Source organism: Longitalea arenae (genome assembly GCF_016924755.1).
GTDB classification, from domain to species: domain Bacteria; phylum Bacteroidota; class Bacteroidia; order Chitinophagales; family Chitinophagaceae; genus Niastella; species Niastella arenae.
Window position 1 is genome coordinate 1 of the sequence record NZ_JAFFJX010000006.1, and the last position, 25,069, is coordinate 25,069.

The 25,069-nt window shown below is 47.1% G+C and carries 15 protein-coding genes; 10 read left to right on the forward strand and 5 right to left on the reverse strand.

What is annotated here, in order from left to right; translation table 11 throughout:
- The 3 genes from JT717_RS14770 to JT717_RS14780 form a co-directional block, all read left to right on the forward strand.
- Positions 1 to 4,068, forward strand: a 4,068-nt coding sequence (locus JT717_RS14770) for a T9SS type B sorting domain-containing protein (RefSeq protein WP_205511264.1), incomplete at its 5' end; no start/stop codon positions are given.
- A 12-nt stretch (positions 4,069 to 4,080) separates the two neighbouring features.
- Positions 4,081 to 5,091, forward strand: a complete 1,011-nt coding sequence (locus JT717_RS14775; protein ID WP_205511265.1) for a PorP/SprF family type IX secretion system membrane protein — start codon at positions 4,081 to 4,083, stop codon at positions 5,089 to 5,091.
- Positions 5,092 to 5,360: 269 nt separating this feature from the next.
- Positions 5,361 to 8,621 carry an AsmA family protein gene (locus JT717_RS14780; protein WP_205511266.1) on the forward strand — a complete coding sequence of 1,087 codons (3,261 nt, stop codon included), beginning with the start codon at positions 5,361 to 5,363 and terminating at the stop codon, positions 8,619 to 8,621.
- A gap of 24 nt (positions 8,622 to 8,645) precedes the next feature.
- On the opposite strand, the gene JT717_RS14785 is transcribed toward JT717_RS14780, so the two are convergent.
- From JT717_RS14785 to JT717_RS14795, 3 genes are all read right to left on the reverse strand, one after another.
- Positions 8,646 to 9,914: an RNA polymerase sigma factor gene (locus tag JT717_RS14785; protein WP_205511267.1), complete on the reverse strand. Its 1,269-nt coding sequence runs from the start codon at positions 9,912 to 9,914 to the stop codon at positions 8,646 to 8,648.
- Positions 9,915 to 9,919: 5 nt separating this feature from the next.
- Positions 9,920 to 10,264 (reverse strand): YciI family protein, encoded by a 345-nt coding sequence (locus JT717_RS14790; RefSeq protein WP_205511268.1) that lies wholly within the window; start codon positions 10,262 to 10,264, stop codon positions 9,920 to 9,922.
- A gap of 133 nt (positions 10,265 to 10,397) precedes the next feature.
- Positions 10,398 to 11,759, reverse strand: coding sequence for a TlpA family protein disulfide reductase (locus JT717_RS14795; protein WP_205511269.1), 1,362 nt, complete (start codon positions 11,757 to 11,759; stop codon positions 10,398 to 10,400).
- Positions 11,760 to 11,951: 192 nt separating this feature from the next.
- Here JT717_RS14795 and JT717_RS14800 point away from each other — a divergent pair, with 192 nt between their 5' ends.
- Genes JT717_RS14800 through JT717_RS14825 form a run of 6 tightly spaced genes read left to right on the forward strand, consistent with a single transcriptional unit; the run spans position 11,952 to position 20,915 of the window.
- Positions 11,952 to 12,587, forward strand: a complete 636-nt coding sequence (locus JT717_RS14800; RefSeq protein ID WP_205511270.1) for an RNA polymerase sigma factor — start codon at positions 11,952 to 11,954, stop codon at positions 12,585 to 12,587.
- Positions 12,588 to 12,644: 57 nt separating this feature from the next.
- Positions 12,645 to 13,667 (forward strand): FecR family protein, encoded by a 1,023-nt coding sequence (locus JT717_RS14805; protein ID WP_205511271.1) that lies wholly within the window; start codon positions 12,645 to 12,647, stop codon positions 13,665 to 13,667.
- A gap of 23 nt (positions 13,668 to 13,690) precedes the next feature.
- A complete protein-coding gene (locus JT717_RS14810) occupies positions 13,691 to 17,236 on the forward strand; it encodes a SusC/RagA family TonB-linked outer membrane protein (protein WP_205511272.1) in 3,546 nt (1,181 codons plus the stop codon).
- A gap of 21 nt (positions 17,237 to 17,257) precedes the next feature.
- Positions 17,258 to 18,676: a RagB/SusD family nutrient uptake outer membrane protein gene (locus JT717_RS14815; protein ID WP_205511273.1), complete on the forward strand. Its 1,419-nt coding sequence runs from the start codon at positions 17,258 to 17,260 to the stop codon at positions 18,674 to 18,676.
- Between the two features lie 20 nt (positions 18,677 to 18,696).
- Positions 18,697 to 19,452, forward strand: a complete 756-nt coding sequence (locus tag JT717_RS14820; RefSeq protein ID WP_205511274.1) for a DUF4843 domain-containing protein — start codon at positions 18,697 to 18,699, stop codon at positions 19,450 to 19,452.
- A 20-nt stretch (positions 19,453 to 19,472) separates the two neighbouring features.
- Positions 19,473 to 20,915 (forward strand): PKD-like family lipoprotein, encoded by a 1,443-nt coding sequence (locus tag JT717_RS14825; RefSeq protein ID WP_205511275.1) that lies wholly within the window; start codon positions 19,473 to 19,475, stop codon positions 20,913 to 20,915.
- Positions 20,916 to 21,277: 362 nt separating this feature from the next.
- Here the strand turns inward: JT717_RS14825 and JT717_RS14830 are convergent, their stop codons facing one another.
- Together JT717_RS14830 and JT717_RS14835 are read right to left on the reverse strand one after the other, a co-directional pair.
- A complete protein-coding gene (locus JT717_RS14830) occupies positions 21,278 to 22,873 on the reverse strand; it encodes an ABC-F family ATP-binding cassette domain-containing protein (protein WP_205511276.1) in 1,596 nt (531 codons plus the stop codon).
- Between the two features lie 131 nt (positions 22,874 to 23,004).
- A complete protein-coding gene (locus JT717_RS14835; protein WP_205511277.1) occupies positions 23,005 to 24,321 on the reverse strand; it encodes an ankyrin repeat domain-containing protein in 1,317 nt (438 codons plus the stop codon).
- Between the two features lie 114 nt (positions 24,322 to 24,435).
- On the opposite strand from JT717_RS14835, the gene JT717_RS14840 reads away from it, so the two are divergent.
- On the forward strand, positions 24,436 to 24,996 hold the full coding sequence (locus JT717_RS14840; RefSeq protein WP_205511278.1) for a helix-turn-helix domain-containing protein: 561 nt from the start codon (positions 24,436 to 24,438) through the stop codon (positions 24,994 to 24,996).
- Positions 24,997 to 25,069 lie beyond the last annotated feature (73 nt).

Consider the following 25,069-nt stretch of genomic DNA (forward strand, 5'->3'; position numbering starts at 1 on the left):
TACAGAGATACGCTGGTAAGCAGAGCAGGTTGTGACTCGATCATTAACCTCATTCTATCTGTGAACTCTGTGCTCAGAGATACCACCAGAGCTACCATTTGTACCAACCAGCTCCCATATCGTTGGAACGGCACTAACATTACCGCCGCTGGCACGTACAGAGATACGCTGGTAAGCAGAGCAGGTTGTGACTCGATCATTAACCTCATTCTATCTGTGAACTCTGTGCTCAGAGATACCACCAGAGCAACTATCTGTACGAACCAGTTACCATACCGCTGGAACGGCATCAATATCACAGCCGCGGGCACTTATAGAGACACGCTGACAAGCAGAGCTGGTTGTGATTCCATAATTAATTTAATTCTTACCGTCAATAGCGTTCTCAGAGACACCACTAGGGCTACCGTCTGTACGAACCAGTTACCATACCGTTGGAATGGCATTAACATCACCGCCGCTGGCACTTATAGAGATACGCTGATAAGCAGGGCAGGTTGTGACTCGATCACCAACCTGATCCTGACCGTAAACACCGTGCTCAGAGACACAACAAGAGCAACCATCTGTACCAACCAGTTACCATACCGCTGGAATGGCATTAATATCACCGCAACTGGCACTTACAGAGATACGCTGACAAGCAGAGCAGGTTGTGACTCCATCATCAACTTAATATTAACTGTCAATTCTATTCTCAGAGACACCACCACAGCCACCATCTGCACCAACCAATTACCATACCGCTGGAATGGCATCAACATTACCGCCGCGGGCACTTACAGAGACACGCTCACAAGCAGAGCAGGTTGTGACTCCATCATCAACCTCATCCTGACTGTCAACAGCGTTCTCAGAGACACCATCACAGCCACCATCTGCACCAACCAATTACCATTTAATTGGAACGGTCTCAACATCACCGCAGCAGGCTCCTATAGCGACACACTCACCAGCATAGCCGGTTGTGATTCCATCACCAACCTCATCCTGACCGTAAACAACGTGCTAAGAGACACCATCACAGCCACTATCTGCACCAACCAATTACCATTTAATTGGAACGGTCTCAACATCACCGCAGCAGGCTCCTATAGCGACACACTCATAAACACTGCCGGTTGCGACTCGATCATCAACCTCATCCTGACCGTCAACACGGTTCTCAGAGACACCACCACAGCCACCATCTGTACCAACCAATTGCCATATCGTTGGAATGGCATCAACATTACCGCCGCCGGCACTTACAGAGATACGCTGATAAGCAGGGCAGGTTGTGACTCCATCACCAACCTGATCCTGACCGTAAACACCGTGCTCAGAGACACCACCACAGCCACCATCTGCACCAACCAATTGCCATATCGTTGGAATGGCATCAACATTACCGCCGCTGGCACTTACAGAGATACGCTGATAAGCAGGGCAGGTTGTGACTCCATCACCAACCTCATCCTGACTGTAAACACAGTTCTCAGAGACACCATCACAGCCACCATCTGCACAAACCAATTACCATACCGCTGGAATGGCATCAACATTACCGCCGCGGGCACTTACAGAGACACGCTCACAAGCAGAGCAGGTTGTGACTCCATCATCAACCTCATCCTGACTGTCAACAGCGTTCTCAGAGACACCATCACAGCCACCATCTGCACCAACCAATTGCCATATCGCTGGAATGGCCTCAACATTACTGCTGCCGGCACTTATAGCGACACACTCACCAGCATAGCCGGTTGTGATTCCATCACCAACCTCATCCTGACCGTAAACAACGTGCTAAGAGACACCATCACAGCCACTATCTGCACCAACCAATTACCATACAATTGGAACGGTCTCAACATCACCGCAGCAGGCTCCTATAGCGACACACTCATAAACACTGCCGGTTGCGACTCCATCACCAACCTGATCCTGACCGTAAACACCGTGCTCAGAGACACCACCACAGCCACCATCTGCACCAACCAATTACCATATCGCTGGAATGGCATTAACATTACTGCCGCTGGCACTTACAGAGATACGCTGATAAGCAGGGCAGGTTGTGACTCGATCACCAACTTAATATTAACTGTAAATTCGATTCTCAGAGATACCACTAGGGCTACAGTCTGCACCAACCAATTACCATATCGCTGGAATGGTATCAATGTCACTGCCGCTGGCACTTACAGAGACACGCTCATTACCAGGGCAGGGTGCGACTCGATCATCAATTTAATATTAACTGTAAATTCCGTTCTCAGAGACACCACCAGAGAGACCATCTGTGCCAACCAGCTACCATATCGTTGGAACGGCACTAACATTACCGCCGCTGGCACTTACAGAGACACACTCACCAGCAGAGCTGGTTGTGACTCCATAATTAATTTAATTCTTACTGTCAATAGCGTTCTCAGAGACACCACCACAGCCACCATCTGCACCAACCAATTACCATATCGTTGGAACGGCATTAACATTACTGCCGCTGGCATTTACAGAGATACGCTGACCAGTAGGGCAGGTTGCGACTCGATCACCAACCTCATCCTGACCGTAAACACCGTGCTCAGAGACACCACCACAGCCACTATCTGCACCAACCAACTACCATATAGTTGGAACGGCATCAATATCACCGCCGCTGGCACCTATCAGGTCACACACACCAGCTCTGCTGGCTGTGACTCCATTGCCACCTTCATTTTAACCGTAAACCCAACACTCAGCACTGAACAAACAATAACCATCTGTCCAAGCCAGCTACCTTATACCTGGAACGGAAACCAATATACCGCCGCCGGCACATATAAAGACACGCTTAGCAGCGTTGCCGGTTGCGATTCTATTATCTCATTAATATTGAATGTAAGTCCATCAATCTCGAGAACTGAAAATATCTCCACTTGCCAACCTTCTTACCAATTACCCAATGGCACTATAGCTACCGCAAGTGGCGTTTACACAGCTACCTATAAGAACCAGGCAGGATGTGATAGCACCATAATAACAAACCTTACCCTGCTGCCTTCACCCAATTTGAAAGTAAATAATCCAGCCGCCGAATGTAAACAAAGTATCGACCTTACGGCTGCAGCTATTACCGCCGGTAGCGATCCTGGTCTCAGCTTCTCCTATTTTACAGATCCCGCCGCTACCAGACCGCTGTCTGCACCGAATGCAGTAAGTAATAATGGTATCTACTATATCAAAGCCACCAATGCTGCAGGCTGCTCAAGCATTCAATCGATCGCTGTTCAATTGAACCGGGCGCCAACGGCCTCCATAAGAACCAGTGATATTTGTCCGGGCATTAAAGGAAAATTAACCATTACATTATCCGGCCAGGCACCATTTGGTGTAACATATACGGATGGCACTTCGACCTATACCTTACATAATATAATGACATCGGTTTATGAGATCGAAATATCACCAACAAGTAACACCACCTACACCGTAACCAGCGTTTCGGATGCTGTTTGTACAAATACTGCAGTAAATGCATCTGCTACTGTCAACATGATCCCGGCGCCGGCTGGTATCCGGTATAATGAAGTATTAACCGGTGTTAACCAGCCGACACCATTAAGAGCCCGTGATCTGGGAAGCCATTACGCTTACAAATGGACCCCCTCCATTGGCCTGAGCAAGAGTGATGTAATAAGCCCTGTGTTTAATTATTCGCAGCGGATGGATTACCTCATCTATATGACATCCGACGGTGGTTGTATAGTCGTAGACACCCAAACCGTAAAAGTTACTGCCCGCACCCAGGCCAATGAACCGCCTAACCTCTGGGTGCCCACAGCCTGGTCGCCACATAATAAAGACGGTCACAATGATCTCCTGTTCCCATTCACGGTGAACATCGTTGAACTGCGGTATTTCCGGGTCTTCAACAGATGGGGTGAGCTCGTATTCGAAACAAAAGAATTAGGCAAAGGCTGGGATGGCATTTACAAAGGGGTGCAGCAGGTTATGGACACCTATACATGGACGGTGGAAGCGGTAGGAAACGATGGTACCGTATTCAAAAAAGCAGGTAATGCAATGTTGTTACGATAAAAAATTTGCGTTATGAAACCAAGAAATTGCAAACTGATCATTTTGTGGATGTTGATCCCTGGTTTCACATGGGCCCAGGATCCAAGCTTTTCTCAGTTCTTTGCTTCGCCTTTAAATATCAATCCGGGACTAACGGCCAATATTAACAGCAAATGGCGGATGGTCACCAACTTCAGGGATCAGTGGATCGGTCCGGCCAGCCCTTACACTACCGGAACCGTTTCATTTGATAGCAAGATCATGAAATACAAACTGCCTGAAACCAGTGTACTTGGGCTGGGTGGCATGCTCATGTACGACTATGCTATGTCGGGCATTCATAAAAGCGTATATGGCTCATTGAATGTTTCATACAATATTACTTTATCAGATAATCTGGGCGATCATCGGTTGGGAATAGGAGTGGGGGGCATTGTTGCCAGCAAGCGCATTGAATTTCACCGCCTCGTTTATCCCGAACAATTCACCGGCAACGGGTTCAATACCAATTTGCCTTCCGGCGAAGCCGCCCTTACCAATATGAAACCCTATATTTCTTCCAGCGCCGGCCTTACCTACAGTTACACCAATGATAGAAGCAACTTCGACGCAGGCATTGCGGTGTTCCATTTGAACAGGCCCCGGCAAACAGTGCTCGACGATCCCAATAAATACCTGGCTATGCGCAAGGTGGCCCACGCCAATTTCGAAACCTACCTCAATGATTATATGCTGCTCAATACCAATGGCATTTACCAGGAACAATCAAAAGCGAGTTATTTCTCCGTAGGTGGCGCTCTTGGCTTTTTCATAAATGAAACGGGCGAAGATCAGATCTTATACCTCGGCCTGTGGTACTGGTCGAAAAACGCGGTCATCCCATACGTTGGTTTACGCTATAAAAGCATGCAATTTGGATTATCCTATGATATTACTGTTTCCAAACTCAGCGAGGCGGAGCAAAAACCCAAGACATTTGAACTTTCTTTTATATTAAGAGGAGATGACAATAAAGACGGTGTTATCTGGTGCCCCTGGAAATAATCCGTCGCCGATCGGTTTAATTCAAACAAGTGGCTGATAACTGACCTTGCATCGCCATTCCCTGCATATTTCATGACGAACAGCCTCAAATAATCTACCAGGCAACCAGCGTCATCACATACTTTATTACCCAATAATTCGTTAAGAACAGAGCTTTATGCTGAAACGGGCCGTTCAGTGTAAAGCTTTGTATTTTTTTAAGTATTCAGCAGTTATTTTTGCACCGGCATTGCCTTTATGGCCTGAAGAACCCCCAAACCAATTTGTCCATGAAAAGCAAGACGCGAAAAAGGCTTATTCGCTTTCTCTTGATCCCGGTTATCATCCTGGTGTTGTTAGTAGCAACGGCATTTACCATCCTCGTTACCCAGCAATCAAGACTGGTGAAACTGGCCGTCAAAGAATTCAATAAAAAACTGTCTGGCACCATCTCCGTCGAGAGCAGCAAAATTTCTTTATTTGAGAATTTCCCATATATCTCCGTCCGGCTGAACAATGTGCGCCTTTATGCCGGCAAAAGCACCACAGAAAAACCCCTCATTCAGGCAGAAAGGATGTTCGCAGGGTTTAGTCTGAAAGACATACTCAATCAAAATTACAAAGTAAAGGTGATCGGCATGAAGAACGGACACCTTGACGCAGTTACAGAGAAGAACGGCCAGGTGAACATAGTAGAGGCCAGCCGCATTACCAGCGACACCACCACTGCCATTGACACTTCAGAGTCGACCCTGAAACTGGATATCAAAAAGATCGTGCTGCGTAACATGGCGATCTCATACCTCGACAAGCCAAGCGGCCGCCATTTCGTTACGCAAATAGAACGCATCCAATCTTCCCTGCAGAATGACAGCCTCAAGATAAATGCCAGCCTCAGCGGTAAATTCACCGTTGATTATACGAGCCCAGGCAATACAACCCTGTTCCGCCAAAAACACCTGCAAACAGATCTTGCGGTCATATATGAAAAAAACACTGAATTACTTACGATCAATACCGGGAAACTGAAAGTAGAGGATGCCGTTTTCAATATCACTGGTTCCGCCAGCCTGCAGCCTAATAACAATGCTGTTGATATCAAATTTGCCGGCGACAAACCCGACCTGCAGCAATTGTTTGCCTTCGTGCCCGAATCGGTTGCCAAACAATTGAAGCATTTCCGCTATGATGGGCATGTGAACTTTGAAGGAACTGTGAAGGGCAGCCTGGCGAACGGACAAATGCCCCGTATAGACCTTTCTTTTGGCTGTTCGAAAGCATGGCTGCATAACACCGAATCTGATAAAAAACTCGATTCCCTGGCCTTTAAAGGCTATTACACCAATGGGGAAGGGAAGAGTTCCAAAACATCCGAATTACGCCTGCTCGGTCTCCATGCAAAACCCGGTACGGGTATTTTTGACGGAAATTTCATCATGCGCGATTTCGACAATCCGAAAATACTTATGCAGATCAATTCCAATCTTGAACTGGAATTCATCGGCGCCTTCCTCGGCATTAAAGACCTGCAGCGGATCACCGGCCAGATCAGCCTTAGAATGAATTTTAAAGAACTGGTAGACATGAGTTTGCCCGAACAATCCATGGGTAAGCTCACCGAAGGGGCGCAAAGCGAGCTTACGGTAAAGAACCTCACTTTTCGCATTCCCAATTATCCATATAATATAGAAAAGCTGAACCTCCATGCAAATATGAAGAACGGCTTTGTGCGCCTCGATTCACTGGCATGTAAGATCGGGCAGTCAGACTTCTACCTGAATGGCTCCCTGAGCGATCTGCCTGCGATCTTCCACCACCAGACCAAACCGGTGATCGCCACCCTGAACGCCCGTAGCAGGAAGATGGTCCTGCGCGAACTGTTTAATATCGACACCACTAAGAACCGTAAGGGAAAAGAAGAGATCTATGGCTTTAATGTAGGGCTGTCAATGGAAACATCCGTCAGCGAACTGCTGAATCCGAATCCGCTGCCGAAAGGCATTGTGAAGATCGAACATCTGAACGCAGGCTTTAAACGATACCCGCATACCTTTCATGACTTTGGCGCAGAACTAACGATCGCCGACACTACCCTGCGGTTGAAGAATTTTGCCGGCCTTATCGATAGTACCGATATCGCGTTCAGTGGCCGCGTGAACAACTATGCGCTCTGGTTCAACGACATAAAAAAAGGCAGAACCGAGATCGCCTTTGACCTTAAATCAAAACGGTTGGCGCTGAGGGACCTGCTGGGCCGCCGCAGCAGAAGATCAGTACCGAAAGCATTCCACGATGAAGTGGCTACCAATGTATGGCTGCGTTCAAAGACCATGCTGCGGTACGATTCTGTATTCAAATTTGCCAACGTTAAAATAGCGAATGTTTCCTGCCACCTTACCAAACATGCTTTTCAGCTCGACAGTATCAAGGGCAATGTGAAGTTCAACACCGAAAACTTCATCAAGATCGATACCCTTACAGGCAAGATTGGCCGCAGTGATTTTGATATCAACATGCGCCTGTACACCGGTAAAGACAGCACCCGCAGAATGAAGGAAAATTACCTCCGGTTCAATGCGCGTTTCCTCGATGTTGACCAGCTCACCAATTACAAATTCGACATGACCATGGAAGAACGGAAACCCAGACGCCGCCGGGGAGCAGATACAATGGCCGAACCAGCGCCTGTGCCCGTTCATACGGTTTCCTCACCATCGGTACATGCCAAAGCCTTCAATATCTTTGAAGTGCCATTCCTCGATTTCAATGCATCGGTAAACATCGGTAAAGTCAAGTATCGCCGTTTATGGATAAAAAACATCAACAGCAATGTGCGCATGCTGGAGAACCATCACCTTTACCTAGACACACTGCACCTTGAAATGGCTGGCGGAAAAATAGATGCCCGCGCGCACTTCAACGGCAATAACCCGGAAAAGATCTATTTGAGAAGCCGCATCAAGGTGGACAATATAGACCTTGAAAAAATGATGCTGAAGCTCGATTACCTGGGCCAGGATTATGTGATCAATAAAAATATCAGGGGTCATATAACCGGACAGGTAAAAGGGTATATGCGGGTGCATCCCGACTTAACCCCCATGCTCGATCAATCGCAGGCGCAGCTCGATATAAACATCTATAATGGGGAACTCATCAATTTTGCACCCATGACAGCCATGTCGGCCTATTTCAAAGACAAGAACATGATGAAAGTGCGCTTTGATACCTTGCGCAATGTGCTTACTTTCAAAGAGAATACCCTGAACATTCCCACCATGAACATCAACTCTTCCCTGGGCTTCCTGGAATTCTCGGGCTCTCAGTCGCTCGATATGAAAATGCAGTATTATGTGCGCATTCCGCTCAAAATGGTAACCCAGGTAGGCTTCCGCATGCTGTTCAATAAAAAGCAGGAAGAAGTAGATCCCGACCAGGTAGACGCCATCGAATACCGCGATAAGGACAAACGCATTCGCTTCATGAACCTGACCATCACGGGCACCCCTGACAATTATAAGGTCAATTTGGGTAAACCGAAAAAAGCGTAAGCTCCAAGAACACCCAACGCAACATCAGCCCGGGCGTTCTGTTTTAAGGGCTTCCAATACTTTCATCAGTGTATTCTTTTCCGAAACAGAGGTAGTAAGGTCGATCGCTTTCTCATAATGCATTTTCGCTTTATCAATGGCTGTTGCTGCATACAAATACCCCAGCAGCGCATGATAATAGTTGCAATCATCCAGCTTTAATTGCCGCACTTCCTCTATGGCCTGCTCATGGCCATACACCTTCGCAATGGCAAAGGCCCTGTTCAGCGCCGTGAGCGGCGAATATTCCATAATGATCAGCTGATTGTATAACTGTAAAATATGCTCCCATTTCTTATCACCTGTAGGCGTCGTATGCCAGTATGCAATACCGGCCTCGAGGTGATATTTAGAGACGGCATTGCCCGAACAGGCATTTACCAGGTAATAGTTTCCTTTCTCAATCAGTTCCCTGCTCCACAAACTTTTATCCTGCTGCTCAAATAAGATCGCTTCTCCCGCTGCATCGGCCCTGGCATCGAGCCGGGAGCTCTGGTAACACATCAGGGCAAGCAGGGCATTTGTTTCCGTGGTATTCGTCGCCGTATGTTCCGTTAAAACCAGGGTTAACCGGATAGCCTCAGAACAAAGATCTTTCCTGATAAAATGATCATCTGTTTTTGAAAAATAACCTTCATTGAACAACAGGTATAAAACCCGCAAAACGGCTTCCAGTCGCGCAGCTGAAGCATCTACAGGGTGAGTGAGGGCATATTTGAATTCCTCGGTACGCAGGTTGGCCCTGGCCCTCAACAAGCGCTTTTTAATGGTTTCCGGTTTTGCCAGGAACGCATTGGCAATTTCCTCAATACTGAACCCGCAAAGGATCTGCAGGGCTAAACATATCTGCGATTCGGTGCCATTTACCGGATGGCAAACAGCAAAGATCATTGCCAGCTGGCTATCTGAAATGGCCTGCTGCGTAAAATCAAACTCCTGTTCTATCTGGAATTCATTGTTACCGATGAATATGGGAATTGTTTCTTTGACCTTTGTTTCAAACAGGTTCACCCGCCTGAGATGATCTTTTGTTTTATTCTTGGCAACCGTATACAACCAGGCAGTAGGATTATCGGGTTTGCCATTCACACTCCATACTTCCGTTGCTTTTAAAAAAGTATCACTCACAATGTCCTCGGCTATTTCAATAGCGTTCAAGCCAAAAAGACGGCATAAAACAGCCGTCATTTTGGAATACTCCATCCTGAAAAGTTGCGGTAAAAGCGCAATAGGCGAATTCGCAATGGGCTCCATGTTTACTAATTGTTTTCTCCAGGTGTCAAAAGGGCCCTCACTTCTACACTGCCACCCATTTTAAGAATCGGGTTCCCCTTTGCAAGCTCAATGGCTTCATCAATAGTTGTCGTTTTTACAACAATATACCCCCTGATAAATTCCTTGATCTCCGTGAACGGCCCATCTGTAACAATATTGTCTGGCAACACCGTTTTGGCCTGTCCCATCGACAAGCGGTTCCCTTTGTCAACCAGCTTGTTTTGGGCTGCAATACCAGCCAGCCAGTTCATTCTTTCCTGCATCTGCTCTTGTGTGGGCGTGTCGGGAGCGGGATTACTGTTCCTGAAGATCAGCATAAACTCTTTCATGATCGTATAATTTGATGTTTCCAATATAACGATTGAAAGGCCAGCGTGGGGACAGAATAGCGGAAAAAAATAAAAATGCCCGGAACCGGTATCTATGCTACCAGTGCCGGGCATGCCTGTTTACTTATTAGTTCTATTTATTGAGCGTGCTCAGTAATAGTTCCTTTAATTCGGGCATGGAAGGCCGCGGTGAATCAACCGTAACAATTTTCCCTTCTTGGTCGAAGACCAAGAAACGCGGTATGCCGTGGATGTCGTAATACCTGGTAAACTCGCTCCAACCTTTGGCATATAACTGGATGCCTCCCAATTGTTCTTTCGCTACAAAATCTTTCCATTTCTCCTTGTCCTTTTCTTCATCAACCGAAATAGATACAAAGGCGATATTCCTGTCCCGTAACTCTTGCTCCAGCTTTTTCAGATGCGGGATCTCCTTTTTACAGGGACCACACCAGGTAGCCCACACATCAACCAATACTACTTTGCCTTTCAAACTGGCCATACTCACCGGATTCCCATTCACATCGGGGTAAGAAAAATTAAATGCTTTATCACCTTTTTTATAGGTGCTCAGCTTTTTTAACGCCCGCGCATACCTTGCCTGCATGGTATCGGTTACCAGGTATTTTTTTACCGGGTCAATTTCCTCATTAAATTTCTCCAACGAGCGGTAAGCAGCCAGTTGATTTTCCACCATCACGCCCCTGATAGTATCATTGCCAAAATAACCCAGTATCTCCTGCAGTGACATCCTCGTAGTTGCTCCGGGATCTTTTACCCTCGTATAAAGAAAGGTAGCATATAACCTGATGAGATCAACGCCATAACCGGAGTACAATACGGCATTATTCGCATACTTATTGGGCTGGTAGATACCGGCATAATATGGTATGATATCCTTCTTATCGGGATGCACACTGTTCGGCGTATACAGAAACTTCAATGCGGCATGTTCAATATCAATATCGATCGATCTTTTTAACAGCTCGTTGAAAGCCGGATTCGGTGTATTGATCTTTTTCTTGAATGCTTCCGCCTTGGGTAAGAAATCGTTCAGTGCAGGAAAAAAGCTGGCATAGGTAGCTGTATCTTTCCGGGGAAACACGCTCATGCGCGTAACCGGGTAAGAATAGCTGATCCATTCTTTAAGTATTTTGTTCTCCGGTGTAGGCTGCGTCAACTCATAGCCATCTTCATTAATAATGATCTGAAATTTGTCGCCGGCTTTTAAATAGAACCGGATAAAATTTCTTCTATGCTGGTCGCTGATGAAATAAAATCCGCTTTTAAGATCCGGTAAGGCAAAAGCGAATCGATGATCTTGTACCCGGCTGCTGGCCAGTTCCAGCTTTTCCCCTTGCTGTACATCAAACAGTACGATCGATTGAACCTGCTCTTTGTTGACGGCGCCCTGCACAATGGTCAATTTACCCTGTGCAGTGGCCACCACGGTGGCCAGGCAAAACAAAACGCTAAATAATACCCTGATTCTCATGTAATAGTTATTTTAAAAATGCCTGGTTGCATACAGATACTATAATTTGCAGCCCCATAAGAATAAACGATGCAGTTATGATTTTTACCCCAGATCAACGCAGCAATTTTTACGTTGAGCAAAGGGTCCTGCTTAACAAATAATTATGCAAACTGTATTTTTATTTTAATATTGGGCCAGTTTTACCGTTTCATGCACAACAACCAAAACGAACATATAGAGGAACAAAAACTGTGGGATGCCTTTCGGAAAGGAGATGATAAAAGCCTGGAGATCATTTACCGGCACTATTTTGATGAGCTGTACAACTATGGAAATAAATGGCTTAATGACATTTCTTTAACGGAAGATTCGATCCAGGATCTTTTTATAAAACTGCTTCGCACCAGGCAAAACCTTTCCGCCACCACCTCGGTAAAATATTATCTGTTCAGAGCATTCAGATCAATTGTTTTGGATAAGCTTAAAAGCAAAAATAAAACCGGTTATATAGATGAAGCCGGTAAGACCTTATTTGTATTCGACCTGTCGCCGGAAAAAAATATGATCCTGAAGGAAGAGGAGCGTTCCTTACAGCGACGCCTGACGATCGCCCTCGATGCGCTTACCCCGCGGCAGCGGGAAGCTATTTTTTTGCGATATATAGAAGGCTTTTCCTATGACGAGGTAGCCGAAATGATGGACCTAACTACCAAAGGAACCTATAAGCTGATGGCCAGGGCCATAGACGCGCTCAAAGAGCAATTGAAGGGAACAGCATGGCATTTGCTCATGCCATCAGGCATTATAATACCGCTGATCAAATATTTTTCAAAGTTCATGGGGTAAAAGATCAGGCAGCACCGTTTTATATTTAATAACCCTAAACCTGTATCCGGCTTTACTATGGTCAATTTATACGCGAAATATTATCAGTACACGATCTCCGACTTCCTTTTGGATGAGGATTTCCTGTTGTGGATCAGGCAACCAGATGAGGCCAGGGATAATTTCTGGCATACACTGGTGACCACGTATCCGCATCTGGCGGATAATATAGCCGGTGCCCGCAAACTGGCAGCGGCCCTGCAAGTGCAAAAGACGCAGGCGCCCAACGCTACAAAGCAAAGGATCTGGAACGCGGTCACCGCTTCTGTTGCTCCTTCCGCCAAACTGAGGCGAATGAAAAGGGCTGCCTGGTGGATGGCCGCGGCCGCAGTGCTGCTCATCGCTGGCGGATTGACCGTTTTTCAATTCCTGCGTTCAAATGAAGTCTTGATAAGAACGGCTTATGGAGAGAAACGAACCCTCACATTGCCTGATGGCAGCCAGGTTGTGTTGAATGCCAATTCTCAAATAAAATACAAACCCAGGCCTAAAAAGAATGCGCCCAGGGAAGTATGGGTCACTGGTGAAGCCTGGTTCAACGTAGTGCACAAAAATAAAACCGGTACCCCGGTGGTTGCAGCCGATCGTTTTCTTGTGCATTTACAGAACATGCAGGTAGAAGTGCTTGGTACCACCTTTACGATCAATACCAGGCGTAACCAGGAACAGGTAGTACTGCAAACCGGTAAAGTAAAAGTGCAGCTGAAAACAAGACCTGCCCCCATTTACCTGCTACCTGGCGATCTTATCCGTTTTAATAAAGACAGCCAAACACTTTCAAAAGCTATAACCAACCCCGCCGACTGCTCCTTATGGAAAGAGAACCGCTTGAAATTTGACAACACACCATTGAGCGAGGTCATTAAATTAATAGAAGATAATTACGGTTATTCCGTACAGGTCACAGACAGCAGCTTATTGTCCCGCACCCTTGGTGGCACCCTTTCCTCAAATGATCAGCAAATCTTATTCAAAGCCCTGGAAAACATGTTGGATGTAAGAATCACGAAAACCGACCAAACTATAACTATCAGCAAGTAATAACCAGACATTAAAAAGCTCGAATGAAAAAACTGCTTATCAGAAGCAAGGTAACTGCTATTGCCTTAACCGTAGCATTAGGCTTGTGTTGGGTTCATCCCGCCAAAAGCGCCGATGCAGGCCACTACTTCAAATGGCAACGGGCTACCCCGGTAAGATCTGTACTGGATGCGATATCAGCTCACTACAAAATTAATCTTGCTTACGAAAACCGATTGGTCCAGGGCATTTACACATCGTATAAATTCGTTCCTGGGCGGCACACAGCAAAAAAAGTATTACACGATCTCCTGGAGCCGTTGGGACTGAAAGCCGCCCAACTCGATGAAAAGAATTTTACCATCATCTCGGCCAAACGCAGCGCTTTGCAGTTACCGGCGCCACCAACAGAAAATATCACCACTTCGCCGGCCAGTATAAAACCGAATGATATCCTGTATATCGATACGGGCATCAACCGGCTTGCTTTCCAGCAAAGAGCCGGCGACACCGCCGTACCCGATAAAATCATCAGGGGCCGCGTAATTTCTGTAAACGGCGAAAGCCCCGTGCCTGGCGCCACCATCCTGGTACGCAATATGAAAATTGGCACCACTACAGATGCGGAAGGTTATTTTAGCATCCGGATTCCGGGCAAAACCAACACCATCACCGTAGGACATATCAGCTTCTCACCCGTAAATATTACACCTACCGACAGAACCCTGATGACCATTCGGTTGACGCCCAGGAAAGAGCAGCTGGAACAGGTCATTGTAAGTACCGGGATGTATAAAAGGCCGAAGGAAAACTTTACCGGAGCCGCTACCACCATCTCCGGGGAAGACCTGCGCAGCGTGAACAATGTGAACGTGCTCGATGCATTGAAAGTGTTCGACCCCTCGGTTCGTATTCCCGACAATGTACAATTCGGCAGCGACCCTAACCGGCTTCCAACCATAACATTACGCGGCACCAATAATTTCCCCCAGCAAACAACCGGCAGCGCCACGCCATCTTCCGGGGCCGACTTCATGGCCAACTACACCAGCAATCCCAACCAACCCTTATTTATTCTCGACGGATTTGAAGTGAGCCTGCAGAAAATATACGACCTCGATGTTAACCGGATCGCCAGTTTTACCATCTTGAAAGATGCCGCTGCCACCTCTATGTATGGGTCAAAAGCGGCAAACGGCGTTATTGTGATCGATACCCGCCAGCCCATGCCGGGTAAACTGCGCGTGAACTACAGCGGTATGATGCAGGTAACGGCGCCCGACCTCACGGTATATGATCTTACCAATGCCGCAGAAAAACTGGAAGTAGAACGGCTGGCAGGTGTATACAATGAGTTTGCCACCGGAATCCGCCCCGATGCCGACGCCGTTTTACGCGAACGCTACTCAAACCGCCTGGCCGCTGTACAACGCGGCGTAAATACATACTGGCTGCATAAGCCGGTCAGAACCGGTTTGGGAACCCGCCATTCCGTATTCCTCGAAGGCGGCGATGCGATTATCCGCTATGGAATTGATATGATGTACAACAGCAACAGCGGGGTCATGAAAAACAGCAATCGTGATAACTACAGCGGCGGCATGAATTTCAGCTACCGGCACAAAGGTTTGCTTTTTAAGAATGTATTATCCGTCAACTACAATAAATCGCGCAATTCGAATTACGGCAGCTTCGCCGATTACACCAAACAAAACCAGTACTGGAATCCATACGATTCAAATGGAAACCTGGTACGCGTGCTTGAGGTCGTTCGTAATCCCGTTTCGCCCACCCAAACCACACCCTATTTCAATCCACTATACAATGCATCCCTGAATACCATCGATAGAAGCCAGTATACAAATATCACCAACCAAACCAACCTCGAATGGTTGCTGGGCAAAGGTTTCCGCTTAACCGGCCGCCTGCAGATAACAAAACAAAACGAAGAATCCGACAATTTCGCGCCAGGGACCCATACAAAATTCGATACGGTAAGCAGCATCACCCGCAAAGGAACTTATACAAAAACAACTGCTAACTTCTTTTCATTCGATGGATCCCTGCAAATGGATTACACCAAAAGATTGGGCAAACACCTTATATTGAATTCAACGGGTACCAGCATAGCGCAAACCAAAAGCGATTACTATGCCGTAACCGCAACCGGTTTTCCGAATGAACGCCTCGATCAGATCAATTTCGGTAACAACTACAAGGAAAACAGCAAACCCACCTATACGAATAACACCTCCCGCCTGATCTCTGTGTATTCGAATTTCAACTATAGTTACGATAGCCGCTATGCCGCAGATATCAGCATTCGTACAGACGGCTCTTCGCAATTCGGTGCGAACAGGCGTTTTGGCGCTTTCTGGAGCGCCGGCATCAGCTGGAACCTGCATAAAGAAAAATTTCTCGCCGATAGATCATATATCAACATGTTGCGCATCCGCAGCAGTATTGGTGAAACGGGCGACAGCCGGTTCCAGTCATTCATGGGTATTACCACCTATCAGTACTATACCGATCAAAATTATCGCGGCCTCGTAGGCTCCATTCTAAAAGGTTATGGAAATGAAGACCTGCAATGGCAATCGACGCGCAAGACCAATGTCGGTTTGGACCTGGGCCTGTTCAATAACCGCTTAATGGTAAACTTCGACATCTACCGCGAACTTACCAGTCAGTTGATCCTCGATATCACTACGCCGCCCTCAGTAGGATTTAACAGCTACAAGGAAAATGCCGGCCTGCTGGAGAACAAAGGCTATGAATTTAAAATGAACCTTTTCCTCATTAAAAATGAGCGCAAACAGATCTACTGGAGTGTATTCGGCAATGGCGCCCATAACCGCGATTACATTAAATCGATCTCCAACTCCCTGAAAAGATTGAATCAGCTGAACGACGGCAACAGTACATCGCCAACCAATGAAAACTATAACAAACAGGTAACGCCCCAATTTAAATTCCAGGAAGGTTTGAGTGTAAATACCATCTGGGCCGTTCCTTCATTAGGCATCGATCCCGCTACCGGCCGGGAAGTGTTCGTGAAAAGAGACGGATCATTAACCTATGTATGGGATCCGGCCGACAAAATGCCTGCCGGTTATACCGTGCCCGATCTCCGCGGCAGCTTCGGAACCAATTTTACCTGGAAAGGTTTTACCGTTGGTCTGTTCTTCTCCTATGAACTGGGCGGTAAGTTGTATAACCAAACCCTGGCCAACAGGGTAGAGGTAACCGATTTTACCTATAATGTCGACCGGCGGGTATTATACGGCCGTTGGGCAAAACCGGGGGATGTAACCTTCTTTAAAGGCCTGGTGAATGATTATGGAAACCCGGTGACCACGGCCACGCTGGCAACAGGCCGCTTTGTGCAAAAAAACAATTTTGTGAACGCGGAAAGTATTTCCCTTTCTTATCTGCTGCCCGGGAAAATGAGCCGGAAATTAAGCCTGAGCAATACCAAATTCACTTTTGTAGCTAATGATCTTAAACGCTGGTCGGCCATTCAGGTGGAAAGAGGACTCGATTATCCCTTTGCGCGGAACCTGACCTTCAATATCAGCACCTCGTTTTGATCATCTTAAACTAAAGAATCAATGAAACTAAAATATATCATTTATCTGCTGTTACCCGCCTGCTTTATGGGCACGGGTTGCAAAAAATGGTTGGATGTTCAGCCTAAATCCGATATCAGGGAGCAGGAACTGTTCAATTCCGAATCGGGTTTTAAAGATGCATTGATCGGCGCCTATCAGTTGCTGGCTACCAGGCCAGCCTATGGCCAAAACCTTAGCATGGGTTTCGTAGATGCCATGGGCCAGCGTTATGCCACCAGCTCTACCAGCCACCCGTTCTACGCAACATCCAGGTACGACTATACGAATACGGGTGTAAAGAATTATATCAATACGATCTGGAGCACCCTGTATAAAGCCATCGCCAATGTAGACAATGTGCTCATGCAGATCGATGGCAAAAAACAGCTCTTCCTGAACAATAATTACAACCTGGTAAAAGGGGAGGCCCTGGCCCTGCGTGCTTTGCTGCATTTCGACCTGCTTCGTCTCTTTGGCGCAGCGCCTGTGGTCGACGGCAACCGCAAAGCGATTCCCTATGTCACCAGCTTTGGCATTGAATCCTATCCTTTATTACCGGTGAATGAAGTAATAGACAGTTGCCTGGCCGATCTGAACCTGGCAGCGGAACTGTTAAGTGTTGACAAGACCGTTCGCAATGCATTCAACGAAGACCCATTTCTTTCTTATACCCGCAACCATATGAATTATTGGGCGGTGAAAGGATTGCAGGCAAGGATCCATTTGTACAAAGGTGATAAAACAGCAGCCGCTGCTGCAGCCGGGGAAGTGATCAGCAGCGCCCCCGAATACTTTCCATTCGTCAGCAGCGCTGCCGCAGCCGCTACCAATAACCGCGACAGGCCCTATACCACGGAATTACTTTTTTCGCTCTATGCTTACAAGATCAATGAATATGTAGACGACTATTTCAAAACAACCGCGGCCAACGGTACACCGGTCTTGTATACCACCAACACTAACCTGAACAATGTATACGAAACAGCCAGTGGCGGCAGTTCCGATCTCCGGTATGTGAACCTCTTCACGTCTTATCCATCCGGGTTCTCTACTACCAAATACTGGCAGGATGCAATTACCAGTGAGCCTTTAAAAGGTCATATCCCTATGATCAGGCTTAGTGAAATGTATTATATAGCGGCGGAATGCGCTCCTACACCTGCTGAAGGAATGGCTTATATCAATACCGTTCGCAGTAACCGGGGACTGGCCCAGCGGCCTGTCAATGTGAGCGCCGCTACGCTGGAAGCAGAGATCCTGAAAGAATATAAAAAGGAAATGTATGCAGAAGGCCAGCTGTTCTTCTATTTTAAAAGGAAGAATACAGCCCGGGTAGATGGCAGTACCATTAACATGAGCGACGCTACCTGGATCTTACCACTGCCTGATGATGAAATGGAGTTTGCAATAAGACCTTAATCAATCCAATTAAAACAATTATGGTAAAACATCTCAAACATATATACCTGCCAGTCTTTCTTATCTTACTGGTCATCGCCTGCAAAAAGAGCGAGTTAACCAGCTATACGCAGCCCGACATGATCTATTTTTACAAGGACCATTACCTTACCAACAAGGATAGCATCGTGTATTCATTTGCGGTTAAATCCAATAGCCTGCAGGCAGATACCATCAGGATCCCGATGCGGATCATGGGCGTGGCCGCCGGTCACGACAGAAGCGTTCATATCCAGGCCGTGGCCGACAGCTCAACAGCAAGCCCGGAACATTATACAATCTTACCAACCACTGTTAAAGCCGGGGAGTTTACCACCAACCTGTCTTTGCTGGTGCACAGAAAAGCCGATCTGAAAACGAATGAGCTCAGGCTCTTGCTGGAAATAGCCGCATCGGAAGACTTCCTGCCGGGTGTTTATCATTCAGCCTCCAGTCCATCCATGGGCGGCGGTTCTGTACGCTTTCCGGTCCGCATCAACGACTATTTAACCAAACCCCTGAACTGGGATACCTTCATGACCTTTTACTTTGGCAGCTATAGCCAGGTCAAATACAAACTGGTCATCGATGTTACGGGTCGCACAGAATTCCCCAACTCAGGAGATGACAGGCTTACCCCCTCGGAAATGACCTACTTCGGCAAAGCATGCGCCTATTACCTCGAGGAGTATAACAAAACAAACGGCACCAAACTCACCGATGAAACCGGACAGGAAATAACCTTCCCGCTACTCTAATTAACTAAAGCGATTTGTACATGACTAAGTACTCCATCAACATCATCATATGCACCCTGGCTGCCCTTGTGCTGGCAAGTTGTTATAAAGACAAAGGCAATTATGATTACCGGCAGATCAACGAAGTGATCTTAAAGACCGACCGGGAAACAATAAATGTAATATTACCCGATTCGCTAAAAGTAAACCTTACCATTGAACAAACCCAACCGAATCCTGCAGGGTTCAGCTTCGAATGGGTATTATACCTAAGCGGGGGAACCCCGCTGCAACGCCGCGTACTCGATACTACCCAGAACCTGAAAGCCCGCATTACCGAGCTGCCCGGCACCTATTACCTGATGGTATATGCCAGGGACCGCAATACAGGCGTGGAATTTCAAAAGCGGCTGAACGTTTCCGTATTAACGCCTTATAGCGAAGGCTGGATGGTGGTGGAAGAAAATAACGGCGCCTGCGATATTTCCATGATCAGCCCGGTTGACACGATCTTCAGGAATATTTATTCTACGACGAATAGTGGTGAGAAACTGCCTGCCGGCACTTTCCGCATCCCCGAGATTAAAACGTATAACGGTGATCAAAAGATCTATATCATTTCCCCCGCCGATATGATCCAGGTCACCTATGCCGACTTCAGGAAACTATCCACCTTTAATGAATTCTTCTGGGAGCCGCCCGTTCCAAAGCCGCAGGAATATTTTGTCAACAGCTTCGACGATATGATGCTAAACGATGGCAAGATCCATAGCCGGTCGCTGAATGCCCCCGCTGGCCTTAACAAATTGAACCTGCCACCCTCCGGTAACCATTATATCGCGCCCTATGAGTTGTATACTTCTTCTACTGGTTATGTAGTATTTGATACCGTATCACAGAGCTTTTTAAAATTAAATACCAGCTCTTCCAGTTTAACCCCGTTTCCAACACCAGCCGGAACCCGCCTCTTCTACCTGAATAATATCGGCAAAAAATTGCTGTATGCCGAGCTCAATGCCAATCCGAAATGTTACGCCTACTTTAAGAACAACAACGACGACTCGCTGTTCGCCTATGGTTTTAACCCATCGGTCACCAATCCCGACCTCGACAAAACCGAGATCCTGAATTCACCTGGATTACTCAGCGCCAAGTTGTTTGTAGGATCCCGGTTCCTGCCGCATCTGTATTATGTAAACGGCCACCAGATCTATAAACTGGATATCCCGGCAAAAACGGCTGCCCCCATCTATACGTTCGCTGCGGGTACCGAAATAAGAGCGATGAAAATGTACCGCAACCTCAAAACAACCACCGATCCCAATAACAATAAACTGATCGCTGTGGCTACGCATGAGAACGGGGAGGGAAAAGTATACTATTTCCCCATCAGCGCTACGGGTAATTTTACCAACAATACGTATAGTAAAGTCTTCACCGGTTTCAATAAGATCAATGAAATAACCTTCAAAAGTTTACGCTAAACACGCGAGAAATTACGCACAACGAAAAACCCCATGCGACATGGGGTTTTTGGGTTTAATTATTTGCACTAAAGAGAGTGGTTTGTACCTCTTCACAAGTATTGGATTTCTTCAGAAGGATACCGGACAAAACGGGGCCATCTTAGGAAGCTGTCTGGTTGGGAGCAGCTTCTTCAAATATAACAAGTAATTGAAATAAAAGAAAGTACTTTATGTTACTATTTGAAAGTTTTTTTAACAGTATTCAAGCAGCCGCTTTAAGTGTTTTTGTTACAATTGATTAAACTGCTTTTTGCAAAAAGTGATTGGGATCAATAAATTTAGAAATTCTAATTTAACCTTCTAAAACGAGCATCTCATTATCAGCTGTTAAGAAGATTAATTGTCCGCTCTACACGAACCTCGGATAAAAAGGGCTCGTCATGCGAAACAACGATCAATGTTCCTTCATAGGAATTGATCGCTGTTGTTAGAATAGCTATATTATGAATATCCAGGTTATTGGTTGGCTCATCAAGCACAATAATATCGGGCGCCTGGTTGCCAATGGTGAGGCAACAGAGCATTAACCGCATTCGTTCGCCACCACTCAACGCACTGCAGGGTTTGTCCCAATCTTCTTTTGTGAACAGGAACCGGTTAAGCCTGATCTTGATCTCGTGTTCCTGCAGCGCGGTGGTATTGAAAATACAGGCCTGCTCATACACACTATATTGATGATTTATCAGGGAATAATCCTGGTCTATGTACACACAATTATGAGCTGCACGGTACACCGTGCCAACCGCCGGTTCCAGTTCTCCCAGGATCATCCTGATCAGCGTGGTTTTCCCCGAACCATTCAATCCTTTGATGACGATTCGCTCGCCGCTGGTGACCTGCAGATCCAGCTTCTCCTTCCACAGCGGCTGGCCGCCATAACTATGATTCAGGCCGCTTGCCTTAAACAGGATCTTCCCGCGATGCAGGGCAGTGTTATCAAATCCGAACTGCATTTTATCAATATCCGGCAATTCATTCCGCAATGCCTGCAGTTCATCCGAAATGCCGCCGATCTTTTCAGCATGGGCGCTTTTCATCTTCGAGGTACTGTTCTCTGCACTGTTCCGCAAGGTGTTCATCATGATGCGGGCAACACCGGCTTTCTCCTGTTTACGTTTGCCGCGGGCATCCAGCTTTTGTTGCCGCTCTATGGTCTCCCTTTCTTTTTCTTTGGCCTTCCGTAAAGCCTTCTCCTTGCTTTGAATATCCTGGTTCAATGCATTACGCTCTATCTGCTTTTGCGCTGTATAAAAATCATAATTTCCGCCATACACAGTAATGCCCCGCGCACTCAATTCGCAAACGGTATTCAGGAGGTTCAACAGTTTTCTGTCGTGGCTCACCACCAGCAGGGTGCAGTTGGTGGTTTCAATAAAATCATAGAGGAGGGCCCTGCCTGCTGCATCGAGGTGATTGCTGGGCTCGTCGAGCAAAACAAATGAGGGCTGGTGAATATGAATGCCGGCAAGAAACACTTTTGTTTTTTGTCCACCGCTCAGGGTGTCCATGCGCTGATTGAGGTCCAGCTCCTGTAAGTGCCAGTATTGAAGCGCCTCCTGGCATCGTTCCTCGATCGTCCAGTCATCATTCAGCAATTGAAGATAATGTTCCGTTACCTCACCGGCCAGGATCGCTTTTAACGCCCTCAGCTTCTCATCAATGCGCAGGGCCTGCGCAACCGTAAGCCCGTTATATTGCCCGAATAATTGCGGAATATAATAGGGTATGGCATCAAGCTGCAGCTGCCCTTCATGGGCAGATAACTCCCCGGCAATGATGCGTAATAAGGTAGACTTGCCGGTTCCATTATTTCCGATCAGGGCTATTTTCTCACGACTGGTTACAGTGAGATTGATATGTTCAAATAATACGTCTTTATTGGGATGCAGGTAAGAGAGGTTCTGCAGAATAAGCATAATTTCTTTCTTAAAGATCAACAAATAAAAGCAACCGCATTGCGGTGCACCATCTATGTTATTTCGAAAGAAATTATCTACTACATTATATAAGTCTTATAACCGAAAGGAGTGCAAATATACAAATTTTTTTATTTCCGCGCAGCCGCCAGCAGCGCATCTACTTCATCGTAGCCGCAGGGATAAGCTATTGACCGCGCAGAAGCGCCCGCTGCTAACAAGGCTTTAACAGAACCGGCTGAGCGCCGCTCCGTCCAGTAAGAGTCTACGCAGGCCTTTATCGCGAGCGCCAGGGGCCTTTGTCCGTTCTTATCCGGCGCATCAACCGGTGAGCCGGCATTTAACAATACCTGCACAACAGCAGGGAAGCCGCGCCAGGCTGCCACGTGTATGGGCAGGCTGCCGATAGGAATGCCATAGTACCCATCGCCGGCGCGGTAAGGCGCATCTGCCGGTATGCCCAAATGCAGCAATTGCTGCACGCCGGCCGCATTGCCGCAAAGACTGAACCGGGCCAGCAGTTCGCCGCCCATAGCCAGCAGTTGCGTAACCAATGCAGGCGATTCATTGGCTATTTGCTGCACGGCATCTCCGTCACCTTTGGCGCAGGCGGCTATCAGCCGGTATACACCGTCTAATTGAATGGGTATTCCTTTTTCTGCAAACAGGTCCAGCACATCATTACGGCCCTCGCAGGCAGCCATCATCACCGGCGTAAAGCCGTTGCTCGCCAGCAGGGGATCGGCCCCACGTTCAAGCAGCAGCGCTATAAAAGGCAGGGCATTGGCCCTTTTTAAGGCATGATGCAATGCATGCCAGCCGCGTTTTCTCTCACCGTTCGGATCGGCGCCGTGATCCAACAGGTATTGCAGGCCTTTGTAATCATGCCAGTCCAGTTTTCTGATCAGCATCATCGACAGGTTTTCCGTCGTGAGCTTTCCCGTGTCTACCAGCAACTGCATAGCTGCATTATCGTAAGTTTCCGGCGAATGGTATACGGCTTCTTCATCATTCGGTTCAGCGCCAAAATCGAGCAGCAGTTTGGTAAGCCCTGCATGGTGCGCCACCCCTGCGGCCCCATACAATGGGGTTTCGTAGCCCGGATAAGGGCCCTCTGCCATAAAACCGGCATTAGGATCAGCACCTGCTTCCAGCAGGGCCTGTGCTGTTTTAACAAAATCATCGCTTCTGCCTGCGTCCTGCTGCAGGTATTTCGATAAACATAAATACACCAGCGCATTGCCGCCATAAGGCGCCGACAAAGCCCTGGCATTCGCCGGGTCATCCGCCAGGAATCCGCGAACAGCATCCAGCTGTCCGGTAATCGCTGCCGTATGAATATCACTGGTAGCCAGTTCCGGATGAGATGCCAGTAACTGCTCCGCTTCCTCGAGCGAACCGTGCCAGGTGGCCGCTTTTATAAAGGCCGTGCGCCGTTCTTCGTTCATGTTATTTGTTTCACTACGACTAATTTATTGAAAAAACAGCATTTTCTTAACAGCCTCAACGGTATCAACTTTTCAGCCTTTTAACTTGTTAACATATCAACTTATCTTTGCTGCATGCAACTTCATATAAAAAATATGGTGTGCGACCGCTGCATACTGGCCATCAAACAACAACTGGACAGTACTGGCATACCCTACAACAAGGTGAACCTGGGCGAAGTAGAGCTTGCTCAGGAACCCAGCCCCGAACAGCTCGACACCCTGAACAAGAACCTAACGGCCATTGGCTTTGAGCTGCTCGACGACAGGAAAGAAAAACTGACAGAAAAAATAAAGAACATCATTATCTCGCTGATCCACAGAAACGAGGATAATAACAATAAAAAGCTCTCGGCCATCCTGGAGGAAAAGCTTCAGATGGACTATCATTATCTCTCCAACCTCTTCTCTTCCCTCGAGGGCATTACCATTGAAAAATATAGCATCCGGCAACGCATTGAGCGCGTGAAAGAACTGCTTACATATAACGAATTAAGCCTGAGCGAGATCGCCGATCAGATGGAGTACAGCAGTGTGCAACATCTTTCCCAGCAGTTTAAGAAGGAAACCGGTTTAACCCCTTCCAGGTTCCGCGAATTAAAAGAGAACATCCGCAAACCGCTGGATAAGGTCTGATTATATTTTCCTTAACGTTCTTAAAATTATATACATCCCCGCATTAATCTTATAACAATCAGGAGCTGGCAAC

Bases quoted from the DNA above. Each gene is read 5' to 3' on its own strand.
- JT717_RS14775 (WP_205511265.1), top strand. From the start codon at position 4,081: ATGAAACCAAGAAATTGCAAACTGATCATTTTGTGGATGTTGATCCCT.
- JT717_RS14780 (WP_205511266.1), top strand. From the start codon at position 5,361: ATGAAAAGCAAGACGCGAAAAAGGCTTATTCGCTTTCTCTTGATCCCG.
- JT717_RS14785 (WP_205511267.1), bottom strand. From the start codon at position 9,914: ATGGAGCCCATTGCGAATTCGCCTATTGCGCTTTTACCGCAACTTTTC.
- JT717_RS14790 (WP_205511268.1), bottom strand. From the start codon at position 10,264: ATGAAAGAGTTTATGCTGATCTTCAGGAACAGTAATCCCGCTCCCGAC.
- JT717_RS14795 (WP_205511269.1), bottom strand. From the start codon at position 11,759: ATGAGAATCAGGGTATTATTTAGCGTTTTGTTTTGCCTGGCCACCGTG.
- JT717_RS14800 (WP_205511270.1), top strand. From the start codon at position 11,952: ATGCACAACAACCAAAACGAACATATAGAGGAACAAAAACTGTGGGAT.
- JT717_RS14805 (WP_205511271.1), top strand. From the start codon at position 12,645: ATGGTCAATTTATACGCGAAATATTATCAGTACACGATCTCCGACTTC.
- JT717_RS14810 (WP_205511272.1), top strand. From the start codon at position 13,691: ATGAAAAAACTGCTTATCAGAAGCAAGGTAACTGCTATTGCCTTAACC.
- JT717_RS14815 (WP_205511273.1), top strand. From the start codon at position 17,258: ATGAAACTAAAATATATCATTTATCTGCTGTTACCCGCCTGCTTTATG.
- JT717_RS14820 (WP_205511274.1), top strand. From the start codon at position 18,697: ATGGTAAAACATCTCAAACATATATACCTGCCAGTCTTTCTTATCTTA.
- JT717_RS14825 (WP_205511275.1), top strand. From the start codon at position 19,473: ATGACTAAGTACTCCATCAACATCATCATATGCACCCTGGCTGCCCTT.
- JT717_RS14830 (WP_205511276.1), bottom strand. From the start codon at position 22,873: ATGCTTATTCTGCAGAACCTCTCTTACCTGCATCCCAATAAAGACGTA.
- JT717_RS14835 (WP_205511277.1), bottom strand. From the start codon at position 24,321: ATGAACGAAGAACGGCGCACGGCCTTTATAAAAGCGGCCACCTGGCAC.
- JT717_RS14840 (WP_205511278.1), top strand. From the start codon at position 24,436: ATGCAACTTCATATAAAAAATATGGTGTGCGACCGCTGCATACTGGCC.